We start from the raw sequence: 22,628 nt of genomic DNA on the forward strand, positions 1-22,628 counted from the left end.
TCAGTTGGCGCTGTGCTTCACGTTCTCGGCGGCCTTGCGGGCACGGTCGGCCACGTCCTCGGCGCTGCCTTTCACGTCCTTCTTGAGGCGCTCCTTCAGGTCCTGGCCTTCCTCAAAGAGGAACTTCACGAAGTCGTTCACCTCGTCCTTGGTCATGGTGGCGGCGTTCGTGGCCTTCCCCTTCGCCTTGGTCCATTCCTCACGGGCCTGGTCGATGAAGTCGTCCACATCGCTTCTGGCGTCCTTTACGCCGCGTGCGATGCGTTCACGGGTCTCCTTGCCGCTGCGGGGAGCGAAGAGGATGCCCAAGGTGGCGCCGATGGCGGCCCCGGCCAGGAAGCCGAAGATGCCTGTTTTGCTTTCGTTGGTCATGGTAGTGGGGGTTTTTCGCGTTGTGATGATCAGGTGACCATCCGCATCGGGATCACCAAGGTACGGGCCACTTGGACCATGCGCACAGGACGGATGTCAGGTTCCAACGATCGGCGGGGCATCCAGCCCAGTGATCGTTCCGGCCGATAGGGCCATGCACGAGGAAGCCGTTCCACAGGTCGTGGCGCACCGGCCCATCAAGGGTCCGGGGACCGCTTCAGCCACCTGGCCTCCATGACGAAGGTGCCGAAGGGCAGCACACTGGCGGCGCCCAGGCCGATGATGCGCTCGGGGTCCCACTTCAACTTGGTAAAGAGCGGCACGGCGGCCACCCAGTACCAGATGAAGAGCACCCCATGTGCCCAACCCACATAGCGCACCGCCAGGGGCATGTCCCAGAGGTGCTTCAGCGGCATGGCGATGAACAGGAGCACCAGGAAACTCACCCCCTCGGCGCGGGCGATGTGGCGGAAACGGGTGATGATGGGGGACTCGGACATGGTGCGCGGATCTACCTCCCCACCGCCTCCGGCGCGAAGAAACTCCTCTTCTTCACATGGTAGTGGTAGCCTGCACTGATGATGTGGACGATCATGTGCTCGATGCTGATGGGGTGGCCCTCCTCGGCGTCGGCGATGTTGGTGTGCTTCAACTCATGCCCGTCGAATATGATCACCTGGCCGCTGCCGATGATCTCCAGGTGGTTGCCCTCCGTGATGATGACGCCGGTATCCTCGCCCAGCCCGATGCCGATGCTGTCCGGGTTGGAGGCCACGGCCTGCGTCAACCGGCTGAAGCGGCCGCGTGCCACGAAGTGCGAGTCGATGATCACATCGCTGACCAGGGCCAGGCCGGTGGTCATCTTCACCTCGCCCTTGAACAGGCCGGTGCTGCTGTGGCCCTGGTAGATCATGGTGTTGCTCATGCACATGGCCCCCGCGCTGGTGCCCGCGATCACAAAGTGTTCCTCCTCGTGATAGCGCCGCTTCAATACTTCCGCGAAGGTGGTACCGCCGAAAATGCTGGTGAGCCGCAGCTGGTTGCCGCCGCTGATCATTACGCCACTCGCACGCTCCAGGCGGGCCACCATGTCGGGCGTCACCTCCTTGCGGTCCCGGATGCGCAGGTGGTCCACTTCGGTCACGCCCAGTTTTCCGAAGGCCTCGATGTAATTGGCCGCCACCTCATCCGGTATGCTGCTGGCGCTGGTGATCAGGGCGAGGCTCTCGCCCGGGCCGCCGTTCTCGTCCACCACACGTCTCAGGATGCCGCTCTCGATGAAATCGTTCCGGAACACCCGGTCGCGGTGCCCGCCGTCGGGTTGCCCGCCTTTGTCCTCGTTGCCGCCGATGGCGATGAGTTTCCCTTTTGGTGTCATGCTCAGGTCTTGGTCCCCCCGCTTGCCCCACGCTGTTGTCAGTGGTCGGTTGTAAGTTGTCCGTGGCGTTCGGCCTGACAACCGACAACTGCGAACTGACAACTGTCGTCTGACGCCCCCCCCACCGCGAAAGTAGCCGCCCCTTCACGACCGCATCACCAGGCGGTCGGAATTGATGAACAGGGGGATGTCATGTTCCGGGCCGGCACTTGTCGGGTCCACCTGGTGGGCCGACGCTACAGGTGCGGCCGTCGAGCTTGGCTCCGGTGCCAACCCCCAACTGCACCACCCCCCAACATCCAACCCGCATTTCATCAATATCTTCCCCGTCCTCTTACCACCACTCCCCATGCGCATCCTCGACATCAAGGCCATGCGTGGCCCCAACCACTGGTCCGTCAAGCGGCACAAGCTCATCATCATGCGGCTCGACATCGAGGGGCTCGAGGAGCGGCCCACCGACAAGATCCCCGGCTTCTATGAGCGCATCACCACGCTGATGCCCACGCTCTACAAGCACCGCTGCAGCGAAGGACACGAAGGCGGTTTCTACGAGCGCCTGAAGCGTGGCACCTGGATGGGCCACGTGATCGAGCACATCGCGTTGGAGATCCAGACCCTTGCGGGCATGGAGACCGGCTTCGGCCGTACGCGCAGCACTGGCCAGCACGGGGTGTACAACGTGGTCTTCAGCTACATCGAGGAGCCCGTGGGCGTTTACGCCGCCAAGGCGGCGGTGCGCATCGCCGAAGCGTTGGTGGAAGGGATGGCGTACGACCTCGCCGCCGACATCCAGGCCATGCGCGAACTCCGCGAGGAGAGCCGCCTGGGCCCCAGTACAGGCAGCATCGTGGAGGAGGCGGTGGCCCGTGGCATCCCCTGGTTGCGGTTGAACAAGCACTCACTGGTACAACTGGGCCATGGCATCCACCAGAAACGCATCCGTGCCACCATCACCAGCAAGACCAGCAACATCGGTGTGGAGATCGCCTGCGACAAGGAGGAGACCAAGGACCTGCTGGAGAGCTACGAGATCCCCGTGCCCAAGGGCCGCGTGGTGCGCACCGAGGAAGGCCTGAAGGACGCTTTGGAAGTGGTGGGCTTCCCCTGCGTGATCAAGCCCATCGGCGGCAATCACGGACGCGGCGCCACCATCGGCATCAAGAGCCTGGAGGAGGCCATCCCCGCGCTGCACAAGGCCAGGGAGGTGAGCCGCAGCGTGGTGGTGGAGCGCTTCATCACCGGCTTCGACCACCGCCTGCTCGTCATCAACCACCAGTTCGTGGCGGCCGCCAAGCGCACCCCCGCCTGTGTCGCCGGTGACGGGAAGCGCAGCATCGCCGAGCTTGTCGCCGAGGTGAACACCGACCCCCGACGTGGCTACGGCCACGAGAAGGTCCTCACGCAGATCGACATCGACGATCACACGTTGAAGCTCCTGGCCAAGCGGGACCTGACCCCGGACACCGTGCCCGCCCAGGGCGAGGTCATCTACCTCAAGGCCACTGCCAACCTCAGCACCGGCGGCACCGCCGAGGACATCACCGAGATCGTCCACCCTTTCAACATCTTCCTGGCCGAGCGCATCAGCCGCATCATCGACCTGGACATCTGCGGCATCGACATCATGGCGCCCGACCTCACCAGCCCCATCACCGAGAACGGTGGTGCCGTGCTGGAGGTGAACGCCGCGCCGGGCTTCCGCATGCATCTGGAGCCCACCTCGGGCATCGGCCGCAACGTGGCGGAACCCGTCGTCGACATGCTCTTCCCGCCGGGCGCGCCCAGCCGCATCCCCATCATCGCCATCACCGGCACCAACGGCAAGACCACCACCACGCGTCTGGTAGCCCACATCATGCGCAGCGTGGGCCACAAGGTGGGCATGACCTGCAGCGACGGGGTGTACATCATGAACCGCATGCTGATGAAGGGCGACTGCACCGGTCCGAAGAGCGCGCAGTTCGTGCTGAAGGAGCCTGTGGTGGACATGGCCGTGTTGGAGACCGCACGTGGCGGCATGCTGCGCAGTGGCCTCGGCTTTGAGCACTGCGACGTGGGCATCGTCACCAACATTGCCGCCGACCACCTGGGTCTGCAGGACATAAGCACCCTGGAAGACCTGGCCCATGTGAAGAGCACCGTGCCGCGCAGCGTGCGCCGCGACGGTTACGCCATCCTCAACGCCGATGACGAACTGGTGATGGCCATGCGCAAGCAGTGCGAATGCAGGATCGCCCTGTTCAGCATGGACGAGAACAACCGCGTGCTGCGCCAGCACCTCAAGCTTGGCGGGCTGGGGGCGGTGTACGAGAACGGCTTCATCACCATCAGCAAGGGCGAGTGGAAGCTGCGGATCGAAAAGGCCGTGAACGTGCCGCTCACGTACGGCGGCAAGGCCGTGTTCAACATCCAGAACGTGCTGCCCGCCGTGCTGGCGGCCTTCACGCAGGGGGTGAAGATCGAGGAGCTGCGCCAGGGCCTGATGACCTTCGTGCCCAGCGCCACCCAGACCCCGGGCCGCCTCAACCTCTTCCAGTTCCGCAACTTCCAGGTGGTGGTCGACTACGCCCACAACCCCCACGGCTTCGAGGCCCTGGGCCGTTTCGTGGACAAGGTGCCCGACTCACCCAAGATCGGCGTCATCGCCGGCGTGGGCGACCGCCGCGACGAGGACACCATCAACCTCGGCAAACTGAGCGCGCGGATGTTCGACGAGATCATCATACGCCAGGACCGCAACCTGCGCGGCAAGACCGACGATGCGATCATCGACCTGCTCGTGCAGGGCATCAAGGAGGTGGACCCCAGCAAGAAGTACACGATCATCAAGAAGGAGGAGGAGGCCATCCGCCACGCCATCGGCACCGCGCCCAAAGGGGCCTTCGTGGTGCTCTGCAGCGACGTGGTGCCCGATGCCCTGGCGCTGGTGCTGAAGCTGAAGGAGGAGGACGAGCAGGTGCCTTTCAGCAAAGAGGACATCCCGAACCGGAACAAGGAGCTGGTGGGAAAGACGGAGGTGCCCGTTGAGGAACATGGGCAGTGAGCAGAATGCCCAAGGAACTCAATTCATTCAGCGTATATACGCTTCAGAAGTGATCACCGATCAGCCATCCCTGGCACCAGGAAACGCTTTCGGTATGCGCCCGGCGTTATCCCCGTGGTGCGCTTGAACAACCTACGGAAGAAGGCCGGGTCCTCATAGCCCACCTGCCAGCCGATCTCTTCGATGGATGTGTCCGTCCGTTCGAGCCGGCGTTTGGCCTCCTCGATACGCAACTGCTGCACGTACGCGATCGGGGTGTGGCCGGTGGTTCTCCTGAAGCGCCGCATGAAGGTGCGCTCCGCGAGCCGTGAGCGTTCGATCATCCCTTCCACCGGGCTCGCCACGGTGAAGTGGGTGTCCAGCCATTGCTGGGCGCTGAGGATCTCCGCATCACCATGGTCGCGGCGGCCATCGAAGACCATGTAGGGGGTGAGGCCGTCCTGATGCCATTGCAGGGCGAATAGCCGGGCAACCTCCTGCGCCATGGAAACACCAGCGTAGCGCGCGAATAGGTAGAGGACCAGATCGTGCCAGGTCATCGATGCGCCGGAACTCACCAGTTCCTCGCGCGGGCCGGAGACCACAAGTACACGCTCCGGATGGACCGGTACCGATGGATGGACCGTATTGAAGGCGCGTGCATAGTTGTAATGCACTGTGGCGTCCTTCGCATCGAACAGTCCTGTTTCAGCCAAAAGGAATATCCCCGAACATGCCGAGCAGAGCACCGCGCCGCGTTGGTGCATCCTTCGCAGCCACTCCACCAGCACCGGGTAGCGGCCCTTCTTCCATCCTTCAAGGCGGAGCAGCACCGAGGGGACGATGACGATATCGGTGGATCCGACCTGGGCGATCGACCGCTGCACATCGATCGGGATGCCACTGGCGAGTTGGAGCGGCCCGGCCACCTCGCCCACGATCTCCACCTGGAACGGTACCCGAGGCCCGGTGGCGTCGTCGGGCATATCCATCAGCGCGAAGGCGTTCATCACATCGTAGATGCCGCTGAGCGTGGACACCACGGAATCGGGCAATGCCAGCAGGCAGACGTGCTTCGCGGCGGGGTGCTGTTGGGGCGGTCGGCTGGTCATGGCATGTGGTCCATATCTCTATGTGGTAAGGGTGGCGCGCTCGTATGCGCTCAGGTATATGGAAGGGATCCGCAGCGCCTTTCTCGGAGAATATGCTCTTGCGTTGGCAGGAATGGACCTGTTGCGGGCGATATCGGCTCTGGTGGCGTCCGGGTCGCCAAGGGACCTTTGCCTCCCAAACATGAACACATTGACCATGGAAACAAAGGAAGCGTCCGGTTTGACCGGGACGACCGCGATCGACAAGCAGAAACTGGAGGCGTTCGCCATGCGGGCCTTGAGCGACTTCGCGGGAGCTTATGTGGGTTTGATGGTGAGCCTGGGCAGCAAGCTCGGACTCTACAAAGCTATGGCCGACGGCGCTGCGCACGGTTCCGACGAGATCGCGTCGCGCACGGGCTGCGCGGAGCGCTACGTACGCGAGTGGCTCAACGCGCAGGCGGCCAGCGGCTACATCAGCTACCATGCGGACGCGGATACCTACAGCATGCCTCCCGAGCACGCGTTGGTGCTGGCCGACGAGGGCAGCCCGGCCTATTTCACACCCGCGTGGGAGATCCCCGCGGCGCTCTGGGCCGGCGAAGCCCGGGCACTGGAGGCCTTCCGCACCGGCAAGGGCATCCCCTGGGGTGCGCACGACGGCCGTCTGCACTGCGGCGTTGCGTCCTTCTACCGCAACGGCTACCGTGGCGCACTGGTGCAGCACTGGCTGCCCTCCCTCGATGGCGTGGTGAAGCAGTTGGAGGAGGGTATCACTGTGGCGGACGTTGGTTGCGGCCACGGCCACTCGACCATCCTGATGGCGCAGGCATTCCCGAACTCCCGCTTCCATGGCTACGACAGCCATGCGGCCTCCATCGAGGAGGCGAAGCTCCATGCGGCCGAGGCGGGCGTGGCCGACCGGGTCACCTTCGAGGTGGCACGGGCCGTGGACTATCCGGACAGGCAGTACGGGCTAGTCTGCTTTTTCGATTGCCTGCACGATCTGGGCGATCCGGTCGCAGCCGCGCGGTATGCCCGGGAGGTGCTGGCGCCTGGCGGGACCGTGTTCCTCGTGGAGCCCTTCGCCAACGACCGGATCGAGGACAACATCTCGTTGGCCGGTCAACTCTTCTACACCGGCTCCACGCTGATGTGTTGTGCGCACGCCATCTCGGAGGGCGGCCACCTCGTGCTCGGCGCACAGGCCGGCGAGGCCCGGCTGGGCGAGGTGTTCCGCCAGGCCGGCTTCTCGCAATTCCGGCGTACGGCAGAAACGCCCTTCAACCTCATCCTTGAAGCGCGTCGCTAAGCACTTGTGGGGTTGTCCGGGCGACCACCGCTGGTTCGGGATCCACTGCCAGGCATACCCATAAAACCCCCTCACCTCCGTAGGGTCTCCCGAAGCAGTGGAGGACCCTGCGGAGGTGGTGTAACCAGGGATCGCGTATCCGCGGGAGCGGGGGTGGTGGAGAAGTTTGGGTCGCAGGTTGTGTCTTCCACTGTACGCTGGCCGCTCGCGCGTTACTGCTCCACTACGAAACGCGCCACATGTCCCAGTTCGGACACCGCCATATACACCCCGTTGGGGAATGCACGCACGTCGATGCTCCGGGAGGCGCCGTACGATCCAACGAGCCTGCCGGCCGCGTCCATCACCCGAAAGCCCGTGCTCGCGAAGTCCGTGTGCAACCACACATGATCGGCGGCAGGCACCGGCCAGGCTGGCCGGGGGGCGGCGAACATCCATTCGGACACGTCCACAGTGCCATCGTTCAGGAACCGCGCGATGGCGATATCGGCCTGCGAGGTGCCAAGTCGTCCCGATCCGGCGAGCAGGGCGCGGCCCTGCGCGTCGAGCTCCATCCCCCAGACACGGTCGTAGTCTTCGTTGGCCAGATCGAGCTGCGCTATTCCGCCCACTCCGTAGAGCGGATCGGGGTTCCCCTGGGCGTCGAACCGTGCGAGGATGACATCGGCATCCACGCTGTTCGCCATGAAGAACTGGTACCCACCGGCGATCACCTTGCCATCGGGCAATGCACGCACGTCGCCGAACCCACGGAAGTACATCGGTGGCATGGACGTGAACACCAGGCCATCACCGCCCCAGGCCGGGTCCGGCTGCCCGTTCGCCAGCAGGCGGAGCACGAGGGCTTCGCAGGTGGTGGCGCTCGTTCCGCAGTAACCGGAGCACAGGATCCTGCCACTGCCATCAACAGCGAGGCCGGTGACGGTCTTGAAGTGGGCGTTGATCGGGATGACCACCTCGCCGTTGGTGCCGAACGCCATGTCCACCGCCCCGTTGCTGGTGAGCTTGCCCACGTAGAGGGCGCTGTCGTTGACGAAGCGGTGACCGGCCACCAGGATGCTCCCGTTGCCGAGCACGTGGAGCGCGTACAGGCGGGTGAGCAGGGAACCAACGTAGGCCGATCCGTTGGTGCCGAACGACGGGTCCAGGGCACCGTTGGACAGGTAGCGCGTAACACGGCCAAGGTCGCCTGCGGTGCCTGCGGTAAGGATCCGTTGGTCGGTAAGCACAGCGACCCCGTAGGCGTATTCGCTGGCGCCTGGAGCGAAGCTTGAAACGACCACCCCGTTGCTGCCGAAGCTGTTGTCCAGCGTGCCGTCCGTGTTCAGCCGCATCAGGATCTCGTCGAAGCTGCCCATGAAGAAGGTGCTGCCTGCGGCCACGATCCTGCCATCGGCCTGCAGGGCCAGCGCGTAGATCTGGTCGCGGGAAGGGTTCACGTCCACCACCACCGTACCGGTGCCGCCGAACGAGGGGTCGAACGCGCCATTGGGCAGCAGGCGCACGATCAACACATCATTGAAGACGCCGGTGGTGGTGTACCCGCCACCCACGATCCTGCCATCGGGCTGCACACGGATGTCCTGCAGTTCGTCGAACGCCGGACTTGTGGCATGGAGGAACACACCACTGCCATTGAAGGCCGGGTCGGGTGCACCGGGTTGAGACCATGTGGTCAGTGTGAGAAGGAGGGAGCACAAGGTGAAGTTCGTCCTCATGGGGTCCGGGCTTTGCGGCAGGCCAAACGTATGGTTGGTGACGGGAGTTAGAAGGGGGGTGAACAGGGAGGACGGAGCGAGGAGAGTGGACCGAAGGTGAGGGGTGACCACCGGGACCAAACCTTCGCAGGGTCTCCCTCGGTATTGGGGGAGCCCCATGGCGGGGTGCCTCTTCCCCGATCCGGTTCGTGCATGTGATCAGGTACGATGCGCCTATTGCGCGCATGGCGTCGCAAGCCCCGTTTGGCGGCCACACCGGCGCAGTGCTTGTTACCCATCCGGCATGTCTACCGACAAGCACTACAACGAGAAAGGCCACGTGCCCGAGCCGTTGGAGGACCATGAAGGCACCGACATGCCCGCCGTGCGCAACATGTACATCATCATCGCCCTGGTGGCCGCACTGGCCATCGTGGTGCTGATGACGACGGCCTTGATGGGTTGATCCCATCGCGCTGCCATGGCAGGCATCGGCCGGGAATGAAGAAGGGCCGCCGAAGCGACCCTTCCTTGGTGCGGCATGTGAGGTCCTCAGCGGCCCACCACCAGCTTGGTGGCGCCCGAGCCGGCTTCGTTCTCCGCGCGGAGGATGTACATGCCATGGCTCAAGCCCAGTGCTTCGGCACTGAGGTCGATGCCCGCTCCGCCCAAGGGGGCGAAGACGTTGCTGTACACCAGCGCACCACGCAGGTCCTGGATCATCACACGCGTGGCGTGCTGGTCCAGTCCATGCACCTGCAGGGTGAAGTGGTCGTTGGTGGGGTTGGGGAAGAGGGCCACCGGGTTGTTGGCGCCGATCTCGTCCAGGCCCACCGGGCCACCCACATAGATGTCGTCCACATAAAGGTCACCGGCGAACTCGCTGGAGACGAAGCGGAACTTGAAGCGCACGTTGTTGGTGAGGACGCTGCCAGGCAGGCTCACCACACGCTGCTTCCAAACCAACGGACCGGAGCTGTTGCCATTGGTCACCAGGTCCTGGTTGGCACCCTGGTTCTGCACGGTGGTGCGCAACTGCCAAGTGCGGCCGCAATCGGTGGAGGAGTATACCTCCAAGCGGTCGGTCACCAGCGCGACATCCGCGGCGAGCGTGCTGTAAGAGTACCAGAAGGAGAATTGGCCTGCGCCCAGACCGCTGAGGTTCAACGGCGGCGACACCATCTCATCGATGTCGTTGACGTTGTCCGGGTTCAGCAGGTTGAAGGGGTTGCGGTCGCCACTGTTGAGCTTCGCGCATGCGGTACCCGTGAAGCCCGCACCGGAGAAGCGGTTCCAGATGGTGTGGTTCAGGTCGTGGTTGTAGGGGAGGTAGGGGTTGAGCGAGTTGTTCGGCTCAAAGCTCTCCATGTAGGGCACCGACCAGGTCTCGTCAGAATTGCTGATCAGCACGGCGAATTCATCGGTCTTCGAGGATGAACCCTGGGCGTTGCTGGCCGTGAGGGTCACGGTCTTCCAGCCGGGGCTGCTGAAGGTGACCGTGGGGTTCTGGGCGTTGGAGGAGGAGGGGCTGCCATCCTGGAAGCTCCACTGCCAGTTGGTCACCTGGCCGCGGGTGCTGTTGTCCACGAAGCGCACCTGGGCGCCGGTGCAAGCCAGTGCGTTGAAGGGAACACCGGGGTTGTTGATGTCGCTCGCCGACACCGCGTAAAAGTCGGCCTCGGGGGCGCAGGTCTGCTGGTGACCATCCGCCACACCGGTGATGATCAGGTTCTGCTCGGACCACAATTCATTGCGCTGGGCGGTGGTGGTGTTCAAAGTGGCATGCATGCGCTCCACCTGTCCGATGGTGAACATGCGCGGGCAGCTGGAGTAGTCCAGATGGTTCTGGGAGTTCTCTTCCACGCCTTCCACGCAATCGATGCTGGCGGCGCCCAAACGGCACAGGAAGGAACCCTTGGTGATGGGGGTGTCCTCCACGCCGTCATCGCCACATACCACTCCGGGGTCGTTGGTGTCGCCCCATACGTGTGCCAGATTCATGGAGTGGCCGATCTCGTGGGTAAGCGTGCGGCCCAGATAGGGGTCGGTGACACCCACGGTGGTGTGGCGGATCATCACGCCGTCGAGGATCGAAAGGAAGCCTTCCGCGGCAGAGGGGTACAGCGCATAGCCCAACAGGCCCTGGCTGGGGAATTGACGGGTGACCCACACATTGAAATAGCGGTTGCGCGGCCACTGGCGCTGTTTGGCTTCGCTGCCTCCCAGCAGGGTCTGCACCGTCTGGATACGGTTGATGCCATTGGTGCAGTTGCCGAAGGGATCGACCGAGGGCAGCACGAAGCGCATCTGGGCATCACCGATGATGGCCTGGAACGCGGCGGTCACCTGGCTGATGTCGCTGTTCTGCGCACGGAAGTCCTGGTTGAGGCGGTCGATCTGGGCGTAGATCCGCTCGTTGGGCAGGTTTTCCTGGCCGCGCAGGTGCAGGATGTGGAAGACGATGGGAATGGTGTAGATCAATTCACCACCACGCCACTCGGCGCTGTTCTCCAACAATTCGCGGATCTCCTGCTCCGAAGCGTCCTGGATCGCGGCGATCCATGGGTGCTCCTGGAGGAGATGCTGGTGCACTTCGGTCGAGCCGCACCAATGCTCGGTCTGCTGGGCGGACACCGCCATTGAAAGCGCAGTGGCGTACAGGGCAAGTAGAGCTTTTCTCATGGTCATTCAGGAAGGTGTGGATGTTGTTGGTCCCTCTCCGTGGCCCCTAAGATAGGAGCGCGGTGAACATGGTCCCTGGTGACCTGGGACACCGAGGGCATCCCAGAGGTGTATATCCATTGGGATCCCGCAGGGTCCGCGTCCCAAGGGTTACCAATGGTCCAAAGGCCACAAGCGAAGGTCGGTCCTGTATATCCAGCCCGCGGATCGGCCGAAAAAATGTCCGCTTCAGCGACCCACCACCAGCTTCACCGTGCGGTCCGCGACCGCATTGGTGGCGCGCAGCAGGTAGAGACCTTCGGAAAGACCGAGGGACCGGGCGCTGAATTCGATGCCCATGCCGCCTTGAGGGGCATGCGCGCCCTGGTGTACCACCGCCCCGCGCAGGTCCGTGATCGTGACCATGGTGGCCTGGTCCCGCATGCCCGGTGCCCACAGCGTGAAGTGGTCGTTGGTGGGATTGGGGAAAAGCGCCAGGCCGGTGCCCTGCTCCAGTTCCTCCATACCCACCGGACCGCCGATGTAGATATCGTCGATGTAGAGATGGTTGGAGAATTCGCTGGAGATGAAACGGAACTTGAAGCGCACGTTGCTGGTGAGCAGGCTACCGGGCAGGTTGATGCTGCGGAAGCCCCACTGGCCGGGCCCCATGCTGTTGCCGTTGGTGATCAGGTTCTGGTTGGTGAGCGTGGCGCGCGACTGCCAGGTGCGGCCGCAGTCCGTGGAGGAGAAGACCTCCAGGCTCTCGGTCACATCCGCCAGGTCGGAGGCCATGGTGGAGTAGGAGTAGTGGAAGTTGAGCACGCCCGCCCCCAGGCCGCTCAGGTTCAGCGGCGGGGACACCATCTCATCGTAGTCGCGGTGGTTGCCGGGGTTGATGATGTTGAAGGGGTTGCGATCGCCGCTGTTGAGCCTGGCGCAGGCGCTGCCCGAATGGCCCGCGCCATTGAAGCGGTCCCACTTCGTGTGGTTCAGGTCGTGGTTGTAGGCCAGGTAAGGGTGCAGGGTGTTGCTCACCTCAAAGCTCTCCATGTAGGGCACCTGCCAGCCGTCGCCCGCGTTGCTGATGAGGACGGCGTTCTCGTCCACCTTGGTGGTGGTGCCATGGGCGTTGCCCACCACCAGGGTCACCTTCTTCCACCCGGGGCTGTCGTAGGTCACGGTGGGGTTCCGCTCGGTGCTGGTGGCCGGTGTGCCGCCCTCGAAGGTCCAGTTCCAGGTGGTTGCGAAGGCCTTGTGCGAGTTGTCCATGAAACGCACCTGGGCGCCGGTGCAGGAAAGGGCGTTGTATGGCACGGAGGGGTTGGTGAGGCTGCTGCCGACGAGGGCGTAAAAGTCCGCCTCGGGCGGGCAGGTGGCCTGGTGCCCTTCGGCCACGCCGGTAAGCATCAGGTTCTGCTCGGTCCACAGGTTGTTGCGTTGGGCGGTGGTGGCGAAGAGCGTGGCGCGCATGCGCTCGGCCTGGCCCTCGGTGAACATGCGCGAGCAGTACGAGTAGTCCATGTAATTCTGGTAGTTCTCGTAGATCTCCGGATCGCACACCTTGCTTGCCTCGGCGTTGGGGCAATTCGTGAAGCCTTTGGTGATCGGGGTGTCCTCCACGCCATCATCGCCGCACACCTGCCCAGGGGTGTTGTTGTCCCCCCAGACGTGTTGCAGGTTCAGGTAGTGCCCCACCTCGTGCGTGAGGGTGCGTGACGTGCCGATGGAACTGGTGCCGATGCTGCCCGTGTAGTTCTGCAACATCATGATGCCGTCGAATATCTGCAGGAAGCCTTCCGCACTGGCAGGCAGGTAGGCGTATCCTGCCGCACCACCGATGAGGATGCGCGCCACCCACACGTTCAGATACCTGTCGCGTGGCCATTGGTTGGTCTTGGAACTGCTCTCGCCCAGGAAGGTCTGCACCGTGCGGATGCGGTCGATGCCGTTGTGGCAATTGCCATAGGGGTCCTTCGTGGGCAGGGCGAACTCGATGCGGCAATCGGCCGCAATGCCTTGGAAGGCGGGTATCACCTGGCTGATGTCCGGGTTCAGCTTGCGGAAGTCCCGGTTGAGGACCACCATCTGATCGAGGATCTGCTCGTTGCTGATGTTCTCGGCACCGCCCTGGTGCAGGATGTGGAAAACGATGGGGATGGTGATGATCACCTCATCGTCGCGCAGGGTGGCGTTGTTCAGCATCAGCTCGCGGATCTCCGCCTCGCTGGCCGCCTCGATCTCGGCGATCCAGGGATATTGCTTCAGCAGTTCCTGTCGGATCTCGCTCGTGTGGCAGAGATGGGTCGCTTCCTGCGCTTTCGCGGCCAAGGCGGCGGTGACGGCCAGTGCGGCCAGGAGTACACGTGACATCATGTTGGACAGGTTTCGTTCGGTACGCGCGTCAAGGGGCCGCAAGGTAGCCATGTGAAGGGAAGCCGGATGGCCCATGCTGCCACCGGTAACAGGAACACGGGCAACGGCGGATCGTTCAGGGCGATCGGGTCAGTGGCCGCTGGCGTCCAGCACCCCCAGAATGGTGTCGCAAGCCTGCCGCACCTCCTGTTCGGAGATGGTGAGCGGCGGAGCTATGCGGAAGGCCTCCGGGCAGGAGAGGAACCAGAAGGCGAGCACGCCTTGGTACAGGCAGGCATGCACGGTGCGCTGTACCCGATCGGCATCGCCGAGGTCCATGGCCAGCATCAGGCCCTCGCCGCGCACTTCTCGGATGGCCGGGTGCTTCAGCCTTTCCTTGAAGAGCGCGCCCATGCGCCGGGCGTTTTCCGCCAAACGCTCCTCCTCCAGCACCTCCAGCGCGGCCAGCCCTGCTACGCAGACCAAGGGGTGCCCGCCGAAAGTGGTGATGTGCCCCAGGACCGGGTCGTGCGTGAGCAGGTCCATCCGCTCGCGCGAGGCGACGAACGCGCCCATGGGCAGGCCGCCGCCCAGGGCCTTGCCCAGCACCAGGATGTCCGGCACCACGCCGCTGTGCTCGAAGGCGAAGCGTTTTCCCGTGCGCCCGAAGCCGGTCTGCACTTCATCGAACACGAGCAGGGCACCGGTGGCATCGCATCGTTCCCGCAGGGCCCGCAGCCAATGCGCATCGGGGACACGAACGCCCGCATCTCCTTGGATGGGTTCCACCACCACGGCCGCGGTGCCAGGACCGATCAGTGCCAAGCCCGTATGGCCATTGAATGGGATCTGCCGCACATCTGGCAGCAGCGGGCGGTTGCGGTACTTCTTGGTCTCGTTGTCCGTGAGGCTGAGCGAACCGTGCGTGCTCCCGTGATAGCTGCGGCGGCAGCCGATGAGTCCGGTGCGGCCGGTGACCCGCTTGGCCAGCTTCAGGGCGGCCTCAATGGCCTCGGTACCGCTGTTCACGAAGTAGACCGCATCAAGCCCTTCAGGCAGCAGGCCGGTGAGCCGGTCCGCGAAGCGCACCTGCGGCTCCAGGTGGAACTCGCCATAGGGGATCACATGCAGGTAGCACTCGCCTTGTTCGCGGATCGCCGCCATCACCCGGGGATGCCGGTGGCCGGTGTTGTTCACCGCCAGGCCCGCCACCAGGTCCAGGTAGCGTTTCCCGTCGCGCGCCGTCAGCCAGCAGCCCTCCGCATGGACTATATCCAAGCCCAACGGATGTGGGCTGGTGCCGGCCAGACCGTGCGGGTGCGCGAATGGGGAGAAAGCCATGTGGGGACGAAGTTCGCCCCGGGCAGCCTAACAGCGATGGTCAGCGCTTGTGCGGAGGTGGTCCTCTGCGCTCCTCCGGGCCAGGTCCGCCGCGCTCGCGGAAGCGGTGCAGCACTTCGCGGTTGAAATCGCGTTCGGCACGGTGCAGTTCCAGTGTGCGCGTGGCGCCGATGGCCTTGATGAACCGCTCCTGGTAGGTGCGTTCGAGATCCACCTCCTGCTGCCGGGTCTGAAGCCCTTTGGCGAGCGCGTCCTTCGCCTGCTGCTCGGTGGGTTTGTCGCCGAGTTTCTCGTGCGTCTCGCGCATCTGTTCTCGCAACGCATGGCGTGCGTCATCGAACTCGTTGTAAAGCGGCCAGAATTGCTGCGCCTCCTCCACGCTGAAGCCGAGCTTGGTGGTGAGGTAGGCGGTCCTCTGGGCCTTGATCTCCTTGAGGCGCTCCGGGCTGGGCGGTGGCGGCGGACCGCCGGGTTGTGCGGTCACCGATGCCGAAGCGGTCAGCAACGCCGCGATCGCGAGGAAGTGGATGAAGGTTCTCATGGTCGTTCGGTCAAGAGGTCAAGGGGCAGGTCAGTGGACAGCAGGTAATAGGCGATCTCGTCGTCGCTCCAGCCGACCGCCGCTTCCGCCATCAGGTCCTGGGGGTCATCGAACAGGTACCAGGCGTCCTCGATCCAGAGGTCCTGGTCGAATACTTCCTCATCCTGCGGTTCCGCCACATCACCATGGGCTGTTCCATCCGGCGACCAGGTGCGCAGCAGCAACAGGACCATCGCCGTGGCGATGCCGATGCCCGAGATGCGCCAGCCAGCACTTTGGAAGAGACGCGGCCAAGCCGATGATCGACCGCGTTCCACCACGGTGGCCTGCACCTGATGCGGGAAGCGCTCGAAGAAACCCTCCGGCACACGGAAGGGGTCGCGTCCATGCAATCGATGCAGCGTGGGCGCACGTCCTTCGAGGTCCTCGTGTTCGCGGTGGTCGTCCATGGGCATATCGGGTCTATGACGCGTCCCCGCTCATTTGGTTCGATCGGTGGTCACCCATTCCTCCACCTTCTTCATGGCGATGTGATAGCTGCTCTTCAGTGCGCCCACGCTAGTGCCGGTGATGGCGCTCATCTCCTCGTACTTCATCGCCTGGAAGTACCTCATGGTGAACACCGCGCGTTGCTTGTCGGGCAGGCGCATCACTGCGCGCTGGAGGCGTCTTTCGATCTCCTCACCGCTGAAATGTTCATCATGGTCCAGCGTGGCCGTGAGGCGTTCCAGCACCGCTTCCTGGTCCACGAAGAGGCCGCGGCGCAGACGGCGCAGGTGGTCCAGGCATTCGTTGTGGGCGATGCGGTAGATCCAGCTGAAGAGTTGCGCGTCTCCCCGGAAGCCGTCCAGCCCGTTCCAGGCCTTGATGAAGGTGTTCTGCAGCACGTCCTTGGCCTCGTCATGGTCGGTGACCATGCGGCGGATGAACGCATAGAGCCGCTGCTGGTGGCGCTTCACCAGCAGGTTGAAGCCGTAGTGCCGCGATCCCTCGGCGCGCAGCAGGTCCAGCAGTTCCTTGTCGGAGGCTTCTTCCATGTATCCTCCAGCGGCCCCAGGCTCACTTGCGGGCGATGGCCCGCCTGGCGGCGGCCACCACGTCGGGCACGTCCAGCTTGTACTTGCGCAGCAGGTCTTCCGGTGTGCCGCTTTCGCCAAAAGTGTCCTGCACGGCCACGTATTCCAGTGGTGTGGGCGCGTGCATCGCCAGTGATTGCGCGATGGCGTCGCCCAGCCCACCGTGCCGGTTGTGTTCCTCGCAGCTCACCGCGCAACGGGTCTTGCGCACAGAGGCCAGGATGGCGGCCTCATCCAGCGGCTTGATGGTGTGCACGTTGATCACCTCCGCACGGATACCCTCCCCGGCCAGTTCCTCGGCGGCGCGCAGCGCGTTCCACACCAGGTGGCCGCATGCGAAGAGACTCACATCGGCGCCTTCCACCAGCAGTTGTGCCTTGCCGATCTCGAAGGGCATGTCCTGGGGGATGAACACAGGCCACTTGGGCCGGCCGAAACGCAGGTAGACGGGACCTTCATGCGCGGCGATGGCCAGCGTGGCCTGTCGCGTCTGGTCGTGGTCGCAGGGTACCACCACGGTCATGCCTGGCAGCATGCGCATCAGCCCGATGTCCTCCAGGATCTGGTGCGTGGCGCCGTCTTCGCCCAGGGTGAGGCCCGCGTGGCTGGCGCAGATCTTCACGTTCTTGCCGGCGTAGGCGATGCTCTGGCGGATCTGGTCGTACACGCGGCCGGTGCTGAAATTGGCGAAGGTGCCGGTGAAGGGGATCTTGCCGCCGATGGTGAGTCCCGCCGCGATGCCCATCATGTTGGCTTCGGCCACCCCCACTTGGATGAAGCGATCGGGGAACTCCTTCTCGAAGGCGTCCATCTTCAGCGAGCCGGTGAGGTCGGCGCACAGGGCCACCACATCGGGGTTGGTGCGGCCCAGTTCGAGCAGGCCGGCGCCGAAGCCGCTGCGGGTGTCCTTCTTGTCGCGTACGGGGTAGGTGCTCATGGTGTGGGGTATGGTCAGAAGGAAAGGGTGGCGGATCGTCCGCTTTCGATGAGGATCTCCTTGGTAAGGCTCAGTTCGGTGCGCTTGGCGTTGCGGCTGCGGTAGGTCACCTGGTACTTGCCGGGCAACAGGCGCAATTGCATGCGGGTGACCGTGGCGTCCAGATCGGCCACCCACTCCAAGTGGTCATCGCGCTTCACGAAAATGGCGCCGTGGCCCGGGGTGGCGGCCAGCACATTCAATACGCCGGGGCGCGGCACGGCGATCTCCGTCACTTTGCCCTGTTCGATGCGCACATCGGGAATGGCGAGGCGCGGCAGGGTAAGCACCTCCAGGTCATACAGGCCGGTCCTGTACAACTGCTCGGCGCCGAGCTCCTGCACATGCAGGGTGGACATGTCGCCCTTGCGCCGCACGATGGTCTGGATCACGTGCGCGTCCGCAGGGCCTGAACCCACCTTGAAGCGCAGCGTTCCCCGGCCGGCCGGCAGGGTAATGGTGTTGTGTTGGCCGGGTTTCAGGCGAACTTCGCCTGACTCGCTCGGCGGAAGCGTGTGGGCCACCACGCGGTAGGTGAGCACCGGATCGAGCATCAGGGTGTCCGGTTGGCCGCGATCGTTCAGGGTGTGCACGATGTGGTAGCGTATCTGGCCCGTGCGCTGGTCGTAGAGCGTCACCGGCACATCGGTCTCCAAGGGCTTGCCTTCGTCGGTGAGCAGGTCGATCTGGGCGGTGGTGGTGTTGAGGGCCTGCGAGAGGACGATCTTCAGCACGTGCTCAAAGAGTTCCGGTGTGTCGGCGTCGAAGAAGTTGCCGATGCAGCGAAGCGTGTACTTCTCCGCTTCCTCCAGGCCCACACCGATGACGAAGGGTTTCAACGTGATCCCCTTGGATTGCAGTGCGCGGCTCACGGCACAGGGGTCCTCGTCGCAGGCCTCGATGCCATCGGTGATGAGGATGATGACGTTGCGGATGGCGCGTTCCCCGCGTTTGGGCTGCGATCCAGCCGGTGTGGTGGCCGCCGGGAAGTCGTCGGCCGAACGCTCCAAGGAGCGGGCGATGGGGGTGGTGCCCACGGCGCGCAGGCCTTTCATCAGGGTGCGCATGGCCGGGGCGCTGTTGGCCGAGAAGGGCACTTCCAAAGTGGTGTCGTCGCAATCCTGCTTGCCGCCGGAGATGGGACTGCGGTTGCCGTAGACGCGAAGCGCCAGCTCCAGATCGGGCTTGCCTTCCAATTCGTCCAGTGATCGCAGCATCAGGTCCTTGGCCACCTCCAACCGGGTCTTGTTCCCCCAGAAGGCGTTCATACTGTTGCTGGCATCGAATACGAAGAGCATGCGCGTGAGCGGCGGCTGGGAGTCGCCATCCTGCCTCGGCTGCGCGAATAGGAGCGTGCTCACGAAGGTGAGCAGGACCGGGAAGAGGAAACGTTTGGTGCTGCCCATGCGGCGGCGGTCTTTCCTGTCAACGCGGAAAAGCGTGCCGATCGCGTGCATGGCGCTCAATAGTCGCCAAGGGTCTCTTCCAATTGCGCCAGGGCCTTGGCCGCCTGTTCATCATTGGGGGCCACGCCATGCCACTTGTGCGTGCCCATCATGAAGTCCACGCCCTGGCCCATTTCCGTGCGCATCAGCACCACCACGGGCTTGCCCTTGCCGGTTCGGCCTTTGGCTTCTTCCAGCCCCTTGATCACGGCCGCTGGATCGTTCCCGTGGGGCAGGTCCACCACATCCCAGCCGAAGGCGAGCCACTTGGCTTTCAGATCGCCCAGCGGCATCACCTGGTCCACATCGCCGTCGATCTGGCGGTTGTTCCAGTCCACGGTGCTGATCAGGTTGTCCACTTTGTGCGCGGCGGCGCTCATGGCGGCTTCCCAGATCTGGCCTTCCTGCAGTTCGCCGTCGCCATGCAGGCTGTAGACCAGGTGGTCGTCGTCGTTGAGCTTCTTCGCCATGGCGGCACCGATGGCCACGCTGAGGCCCTGGCCGAGCGACCCGCTGGCCATGCGCACCCCGGGCAGTCCCTCATGCGTGGTGGGGTGGCCCTGCAAACGCGAATCGATCTTGCGGAAGGTGGCGAGTTCGCCCACGGGGAAATATCCGCTGCGGGCCAGAACGCTGTACCATACCGGGCTGATGTGGCCGTTGCTCAGGAAGAAGAGGTCCTGCCCCCGGCCGTCCATGGTCCAGTTCTTCGGATCGTGCCGCAGGATGTGGAAGTACAACACGGTGAAGAATTCGGTACAGCCGAGGGAGCCGCCGGGATGGCCGCTTTGCACGGCATGCACCATGCGGATGATGTCGCGGCGCACCTGGTCGGTGATGCGCTTCAGGTGGTCGAGGTCGGCCATGGTGGCGGAGGCGGAAGGGGAGGGGACGGCCATGCGGGGAATGCCGGTCATCGGCTTGCCGCGAAAGTAGCCGGGGGGCTCCGCAGCGGCCGGGGATCGTGGATAACTGCTGAAAAGTGGAGCGCTTACGGCAGCTCCTGCGCAATGGCCTCCACGAATCGCTCCACCTCGCGCTCCGTGTTGAAATAATGCACTGACGCGCGCACCACCTTGTCCAAACCGCGTTCCTCCAGGTCGAGTCGCGCGATCTCCTTGCGCCCCACGGTGACGTTGATCCGCTGCGCGGCCAGTCGCTTCATGATCGCCATGGCGTCCTGCCCATCCACGGTGAAGGTGACGATGCCGCTCTTGCGCAAGCCGGGGTCGCGCGTTGCCACGCCGGGCAGGGTGTCAAGCCCTACGCGCAACGATGCCGCCAGCCCCTGCACCCGCTGCGCGATGGCGCCAAGTCCCCAATGCAGGGCATGGTCCACCGCTTCGGCCAGGCCGATCACGTTCGCGAAGCTTTTCTCCCAGGTCTCGAAGCGCCGGGCATCATCGCGCCATCGGAAGGTGTCACGGCCGGTCCAGGTGGCCGACCAGTGTTCGATGAAGACCGGCTCCAACCGGTCCATGATCGCATGCCGCACATACAGGAAGCCCGTGCCGCGAGGTCCGCGCAGGAATTTACGCCCGGTGGCGCTGAGGATGTCGCAACCGATGGCCCGCACGTCCAGCGGCATCTGCCCTGCGCTCTGGCAGGCGTCCAGCAGGTATAGGGCTTCGCTGCCACGCACGATGGCGCCCACTTCTTCCGCCGGGTTGATCAGACCGTTGCTGCTGGGCACATGGGTGAGCGCAACCAGCTTCACGCGATCGTCCATCATGCGGCGCAGCGCGTGCACATCGATCTGGCCTTGTTCATCGTCGGGCACCAATTCCACGGAACAGCCCGTGCGCTGCTTCACCAGCAGGAAGGCGAGCCAGTTGCTCACATACTCGGCATGGCCGGTGAGGATCCGGTCGCCGGGCTTCAAGGGCAATGCGTGGAAGGCCAGGTCCCACGAGCGGCTGGCGTTCTCGGTGATGGCTACTTCGTCGCGCGAGCAGTTCAACAGGGTGGCGATGGCATCGTAAGCGTGTTCCCACTTGCGCATCGCTTCGGCCGCCGCCTCGTAGCCACCGATGCGCGCTTCCAGGTCCAGGTGCGCCTTCACCGCTTCCACTACGGGGGTGGGCATCAAACTGCTGCCGGCATTGTTGAAATGGAGCACCTGGGCACAGCCTGGTGTGAGTGCGCGCGCCTGGGTAACGTCGATCGCCATGCTTCCAAGAATGATCTGGCGAAAGTATCCCAGCGGCGATCGGCCTACTTTCGCCGCCGTTTTTCAAGCATCACGCGAGATCCACCATGGCCCTGAAATGCGGCATCGTAGGCCTGCCCAATGTGGGCAAGAGCACCTTGTTCAACTGCCTGAGCAACGCCAAGGCACAGGCGGCGAACTTTCCCTTCTGCACCATCGAGCCCAATGTGGGCGTGATCACCGTGCCCGATGAGCGCCTGAACAAACTGGCCGGGTTGGTGAAGCCGCAGAAGGTGGTGCCCACCACGGTGGAGATCGTGGACATCGCCGGGCTGGTGAAGGGGGCCAGCAAAGGAGAGGGTTTGGGCAACCAGTTCCTGGGCAACATCCGTGAATGCGACGCCATCCTGCATGTGCTGCGCTGTTTTGACGATCCGAATGTGGTGCATGTGGACGGCAGCGTGGATCCGGTGCGTGACAAGGAGGTCATCGACATCGAACTACAATTGAAGGACCTGGAAACGGTGGAGGCGCGGATCAAGAAGGTGGAGAAGCAGGCGCAGATCGGCGAGAAGGAGGCCAGGCGGCGCTTCGAGCTGCTGAGCCGGATCCGGGAACATTTGCTCAAGGGCGAGAGCGCCCGTGCCGCCATCGATGCGAACACCGATCCGGCGCTCCTCAATGAGTTCCAGTTGCTCACCACCAAGCCGGTGCTCTACGTGTGCAATGTGGACGACAAGAGCGCCAACACCGGCAACGCCTATGTGGATGCCGTGAAGAAAGCCGTGGCCAACGAGAACGCCGAGGTGATGATGGTGACGGCCGCCACCGAGGCCGAGATCGCCACGCTGGAGACACCGGAGGAACGCGAGATGTTCCTGGCCGACATGGGCCTCGCCGAGCCCGGCGTGAACAAGCTGATCCGTGCGGCCTACAAGCTGCTGCGCTTGCAGACCTATTTCACCGCGGGTGAGAAGGAGGTGCGCGCCTGGACCATCCACGTGGGCGATACGGGGCCCCAGGCCGCAGGCGTCATCCACAGTGATTTCGAGAAGGGATACATCCGGGCCGAAGTGATCGCCTTCGACGACTTCGTGAAGTACGGCAGTGAGTCCGCATGCCGTGCGGCCGGCAAGCTGCGCACCGAAGGCAAGGATTATGTGGTGCAGGACGGCGACGTCATGCACTTCCTGTTCAACGTCTGATCGG

At 64.0% G+C, this 22,628-nt stretch carries 19 protein-coding genes; 4 read left to right on the forward strand and 15 right to left on the reverse strand.

The window, feature by feature from the left end; genetic code table 11:
• From KIT10_01055 to KIT10_01065, 3 genes are all read right to left on the reverse strand, one after another.
• A complete protein-coding gene (locus tag KIT10_01055; protein ID MCW5897829.1) occupies positions 1 to 372 on the reverse strand; it encodes a YtxH domain-containing protein in 372 nt (123 codons plus the stop codon).
• A 197-nt stretch (positions 373 to 569) separates the two neighbouring features.
• Entirely contained in the window at positions 570 to 857 is a 288-nt protein-coding gene (locus tag KIT10_01060) for a DUF3817 domain-containing protein (protein ID MCW5897830.1), read from the reverse strand.
• Positions 858 to 883: 26 nt separating this feature from the next.
• Positions 884 to 1,750, reverse strand: a complete 867-nt coding sequence (locus KIT10_01065; GenBank protein MCW5897831.1) for a cyanophycinase — start codon at positions 1,748 to 1,750, stop codon at positions 884 to 886.
• 349 nt (positions 1,751 to 2,099) lie between these two features.
• Between KIT10_01065 and cphA the strand changes: the two genes are divergently transcribed.
• Entirely contained in the window at positions 2,100 to 4,796 is a 2,697-nt protein-coding gene (cphA, locus tag KIT10_01070) for a cyanophycin synthetase (protein MCW5897832.1), read from the forward strand.
• A gap of 53 nt (positions 4,797 to 4,849) precedes the next feature.
• On the opposite strand, the gene KIT10_01075 is transcribed toward cphA, so the two are convergent.
• Entirely contained in the window at positions 4,850 to 5,887 is a 1,038-nt protein-coding gene (locus tag KIT10_01075; protein ID MCW5897833.1) for a helix-turn-helix domain-containing protein, read from the reverse strand.
• A 181-nt stretch (positions 5,888 to 6,068) separates the two neighbouring features.
• Between KIT10_01075 and KIT10_01080 the strand changes: the two genes are divergently transcribed.
• Complete coding sequence (locus tag KIT10_01080; protein ID MCW5897834.1) at positions 6,069 to 7,178, forward strand: class I SAM-dependent methyltransferase; 1,110 nt, start codon at positions 6,069 to 6,071, stop codon at positions 7,176 to 7,178.
• A gap of 212 nt (positions 7,179 to 7,390) precedes the next feature.
• Here the strand turns inward: KIT10_01080 and KIT10_01085 are convergent, their stop codons facing one another.
• Positions 7,391 to 8,878: a hypothetical protein gene (locus tag KIT10_01085; protein MCW5897835.1), complete on the reverse strand. Its 1,488-nt coding sequence runs from the start codon at positions 8,876 to 8,878 to the stop codon at positions 7,391 to 7,393.
• A gap of 301 nt (positions 8,879 to 9,179) precedes the next feature.
• On the opposite strand from KIT10_01085, the gene KIT10_01090 reads away from it, so the two are divergent.
• Positions 9,180 to 9,341 carry a hypothetical protein gene (locus KIT10_01090; protein ID MCW5897836.1) on the forward strand — a complete coding sequence of 54 codons (162 nt, stop codon included), beginning with the start codon at positions 9,180 to 9,182 and terminating at the stop codon, positions 9,339 to 9,341.
• Between the two features lie 86 nt (positions 9,342 to 9,427).
• Here the strand turns inward: KIT10_01090 and KIT10_01095 are convergent, their stop codons facing one another.
• From KIT10_01095 to KIT10_01140, 10 genes are all read right to left on the reverse strand, one after another.
• Positions 9,428 to 11,557: a PKD domain-containing protein gene (locus KIT10_01095; GenBank protein MCW5897837.1), complete on the reverse strand. Its 2,130-nt coding sequence runs from the start codon at positions 11,555 to 11,557 to the stop codon at positions 9,428 to 9,430.
• A 228-nt stretch (positions 11,558 to 11,785) separates the two neighbouring features.
• Complete coding sequence (locus KIT10_01100) at positions 11,786 to 13,909, reverse strand: choice-of-anchor J domain-containing protein (protein ID MCW5897838.1); 2,124 nt, start codon at positions 13,907 to 13,909, stop codon at positions 11,786 to 11,788.
• Positions 13,910 to 14,041: 132 nt separating this feature from the next.
• On the reverse strand, positions 14,042 to 15,232 hold the full coding sequence (locus KIT10_01105; protein MCW5897839.1) for an aspartate aminotransferase family protein: 1,191 nt from the start codon (positions 15,230 to 15,232) through the stop codon (positions 14,042 to 14,044).
• A 40-nt stretch (positions 15,233 to 15,272) separates the two neighbouring features.
• Positions 15,273 to 15,773 carry a hypothetical protein gene (locus KIT10_01110; protein ID MCW5897840.1) on the reverse strand — a complete coding sequence of 167 codons (501 nt, stop codon included), beginning with the start codon at positions 15,771 to 15,773 and terminating at the stop codon, positions 15,273 to 15,275.
• Positions 15,770 to 16,222, reverse strand: a complete 453-nt coding sequence (locus KIT10_01115) for a hypothetical protein (GenBank protein MCW5897841.1) — start codon at positions 16,220 to 16,222, stop codon at positions 15,770 to 15,772. Before KIT10_01115 ends, KIT10_01110 begins: the two co-directional genes overlap by 4 nt.
• Before the next feature lie 30 nt (positions 16,223 to 16,252).
• Positions 16,253 to 16,810: a sigma-70 family RNA polymerase sigma factor gene (locus KIT10_01120; protein MCW5897842.1), complete on the reverse strand. Its 558-nt coding sequence runs from the start codon at positions 16,808 to 16,810 to the stop codon at positions 16,253 to 16,255.
• 22 nt (positions 16,811 to 16,832) lie between these two features.
• Complete coding sequence (locus KIT10_01125; protein MCW5897843.1) at positions 16,833 to 17,786, reverse strand: transketolase family protein; 954 nt, start codon at positions 17,784 to 17,786, stop codon at positions 16,833 to 16,835.
• 14 nt (positions 17,787 to 17,800) lie between these two features.
• Positions 17,801 to 19,282 (reverse strand): VWA domain-containing protein, encoded by a 1,482-nt coding sequence (locus KIT10_01130; GenBank protein ID MCW5897844.1) that lies wholly within the window; start codon positions 19,280 to 19,282, stop codon positions 17,801 to 17,803.
• 5 nt (positions 19,283 to 19,287) lie between these two features.
• Positions 19,288 to 20,136, reverse strand: a complete 849-nt coding sequence (locus KIT10_01135) for a transketolase (GenBank protein ID MCW5897845.1) — start codon at positions 20,134 to 20,136, stop codon at positions 19,288 to 19,290.
• Positions 20,137 to 20,261: 125 nt separating this feature from the next.
• Entirely contained in the window at positions 20,262 to 21,440 is a 1,179-nt protein-coding gene (locus tag KIT10_01140) for an aminotransferase class V-fold PLP-dependent enzyme (protein MCW5897846.1), read from the reverse strand.
• A 92-nt stretch (positions 21,441 to 21,532) separates the two neighbouring features.
• On the opposite strand from KIT10_01140, the gene ychF reads away from it, so the two are divergent.
• Entirely contained in the window at positions 21,533 to 22,624 is a 1,092-nt protein-coding gene (gene ychF / locus KIT10_01145; protein ID MCW5897847.1) for a redox-regulated ATPase YchF, read from the forward strand.
• Positions 22,625 to 22,628: the final 4 nt, after the last annotated feature.

The organism is Flavobacteriales bacterium (genome assembly GCA_026129465.1).
In the GTDB taxonomy this organism is placed as follows: domain Bacteria; phylum Bacteroidota; class Bacteroidia; order Flavobacteriales_F; family PHOS-HE28; genus PHOS-HE28.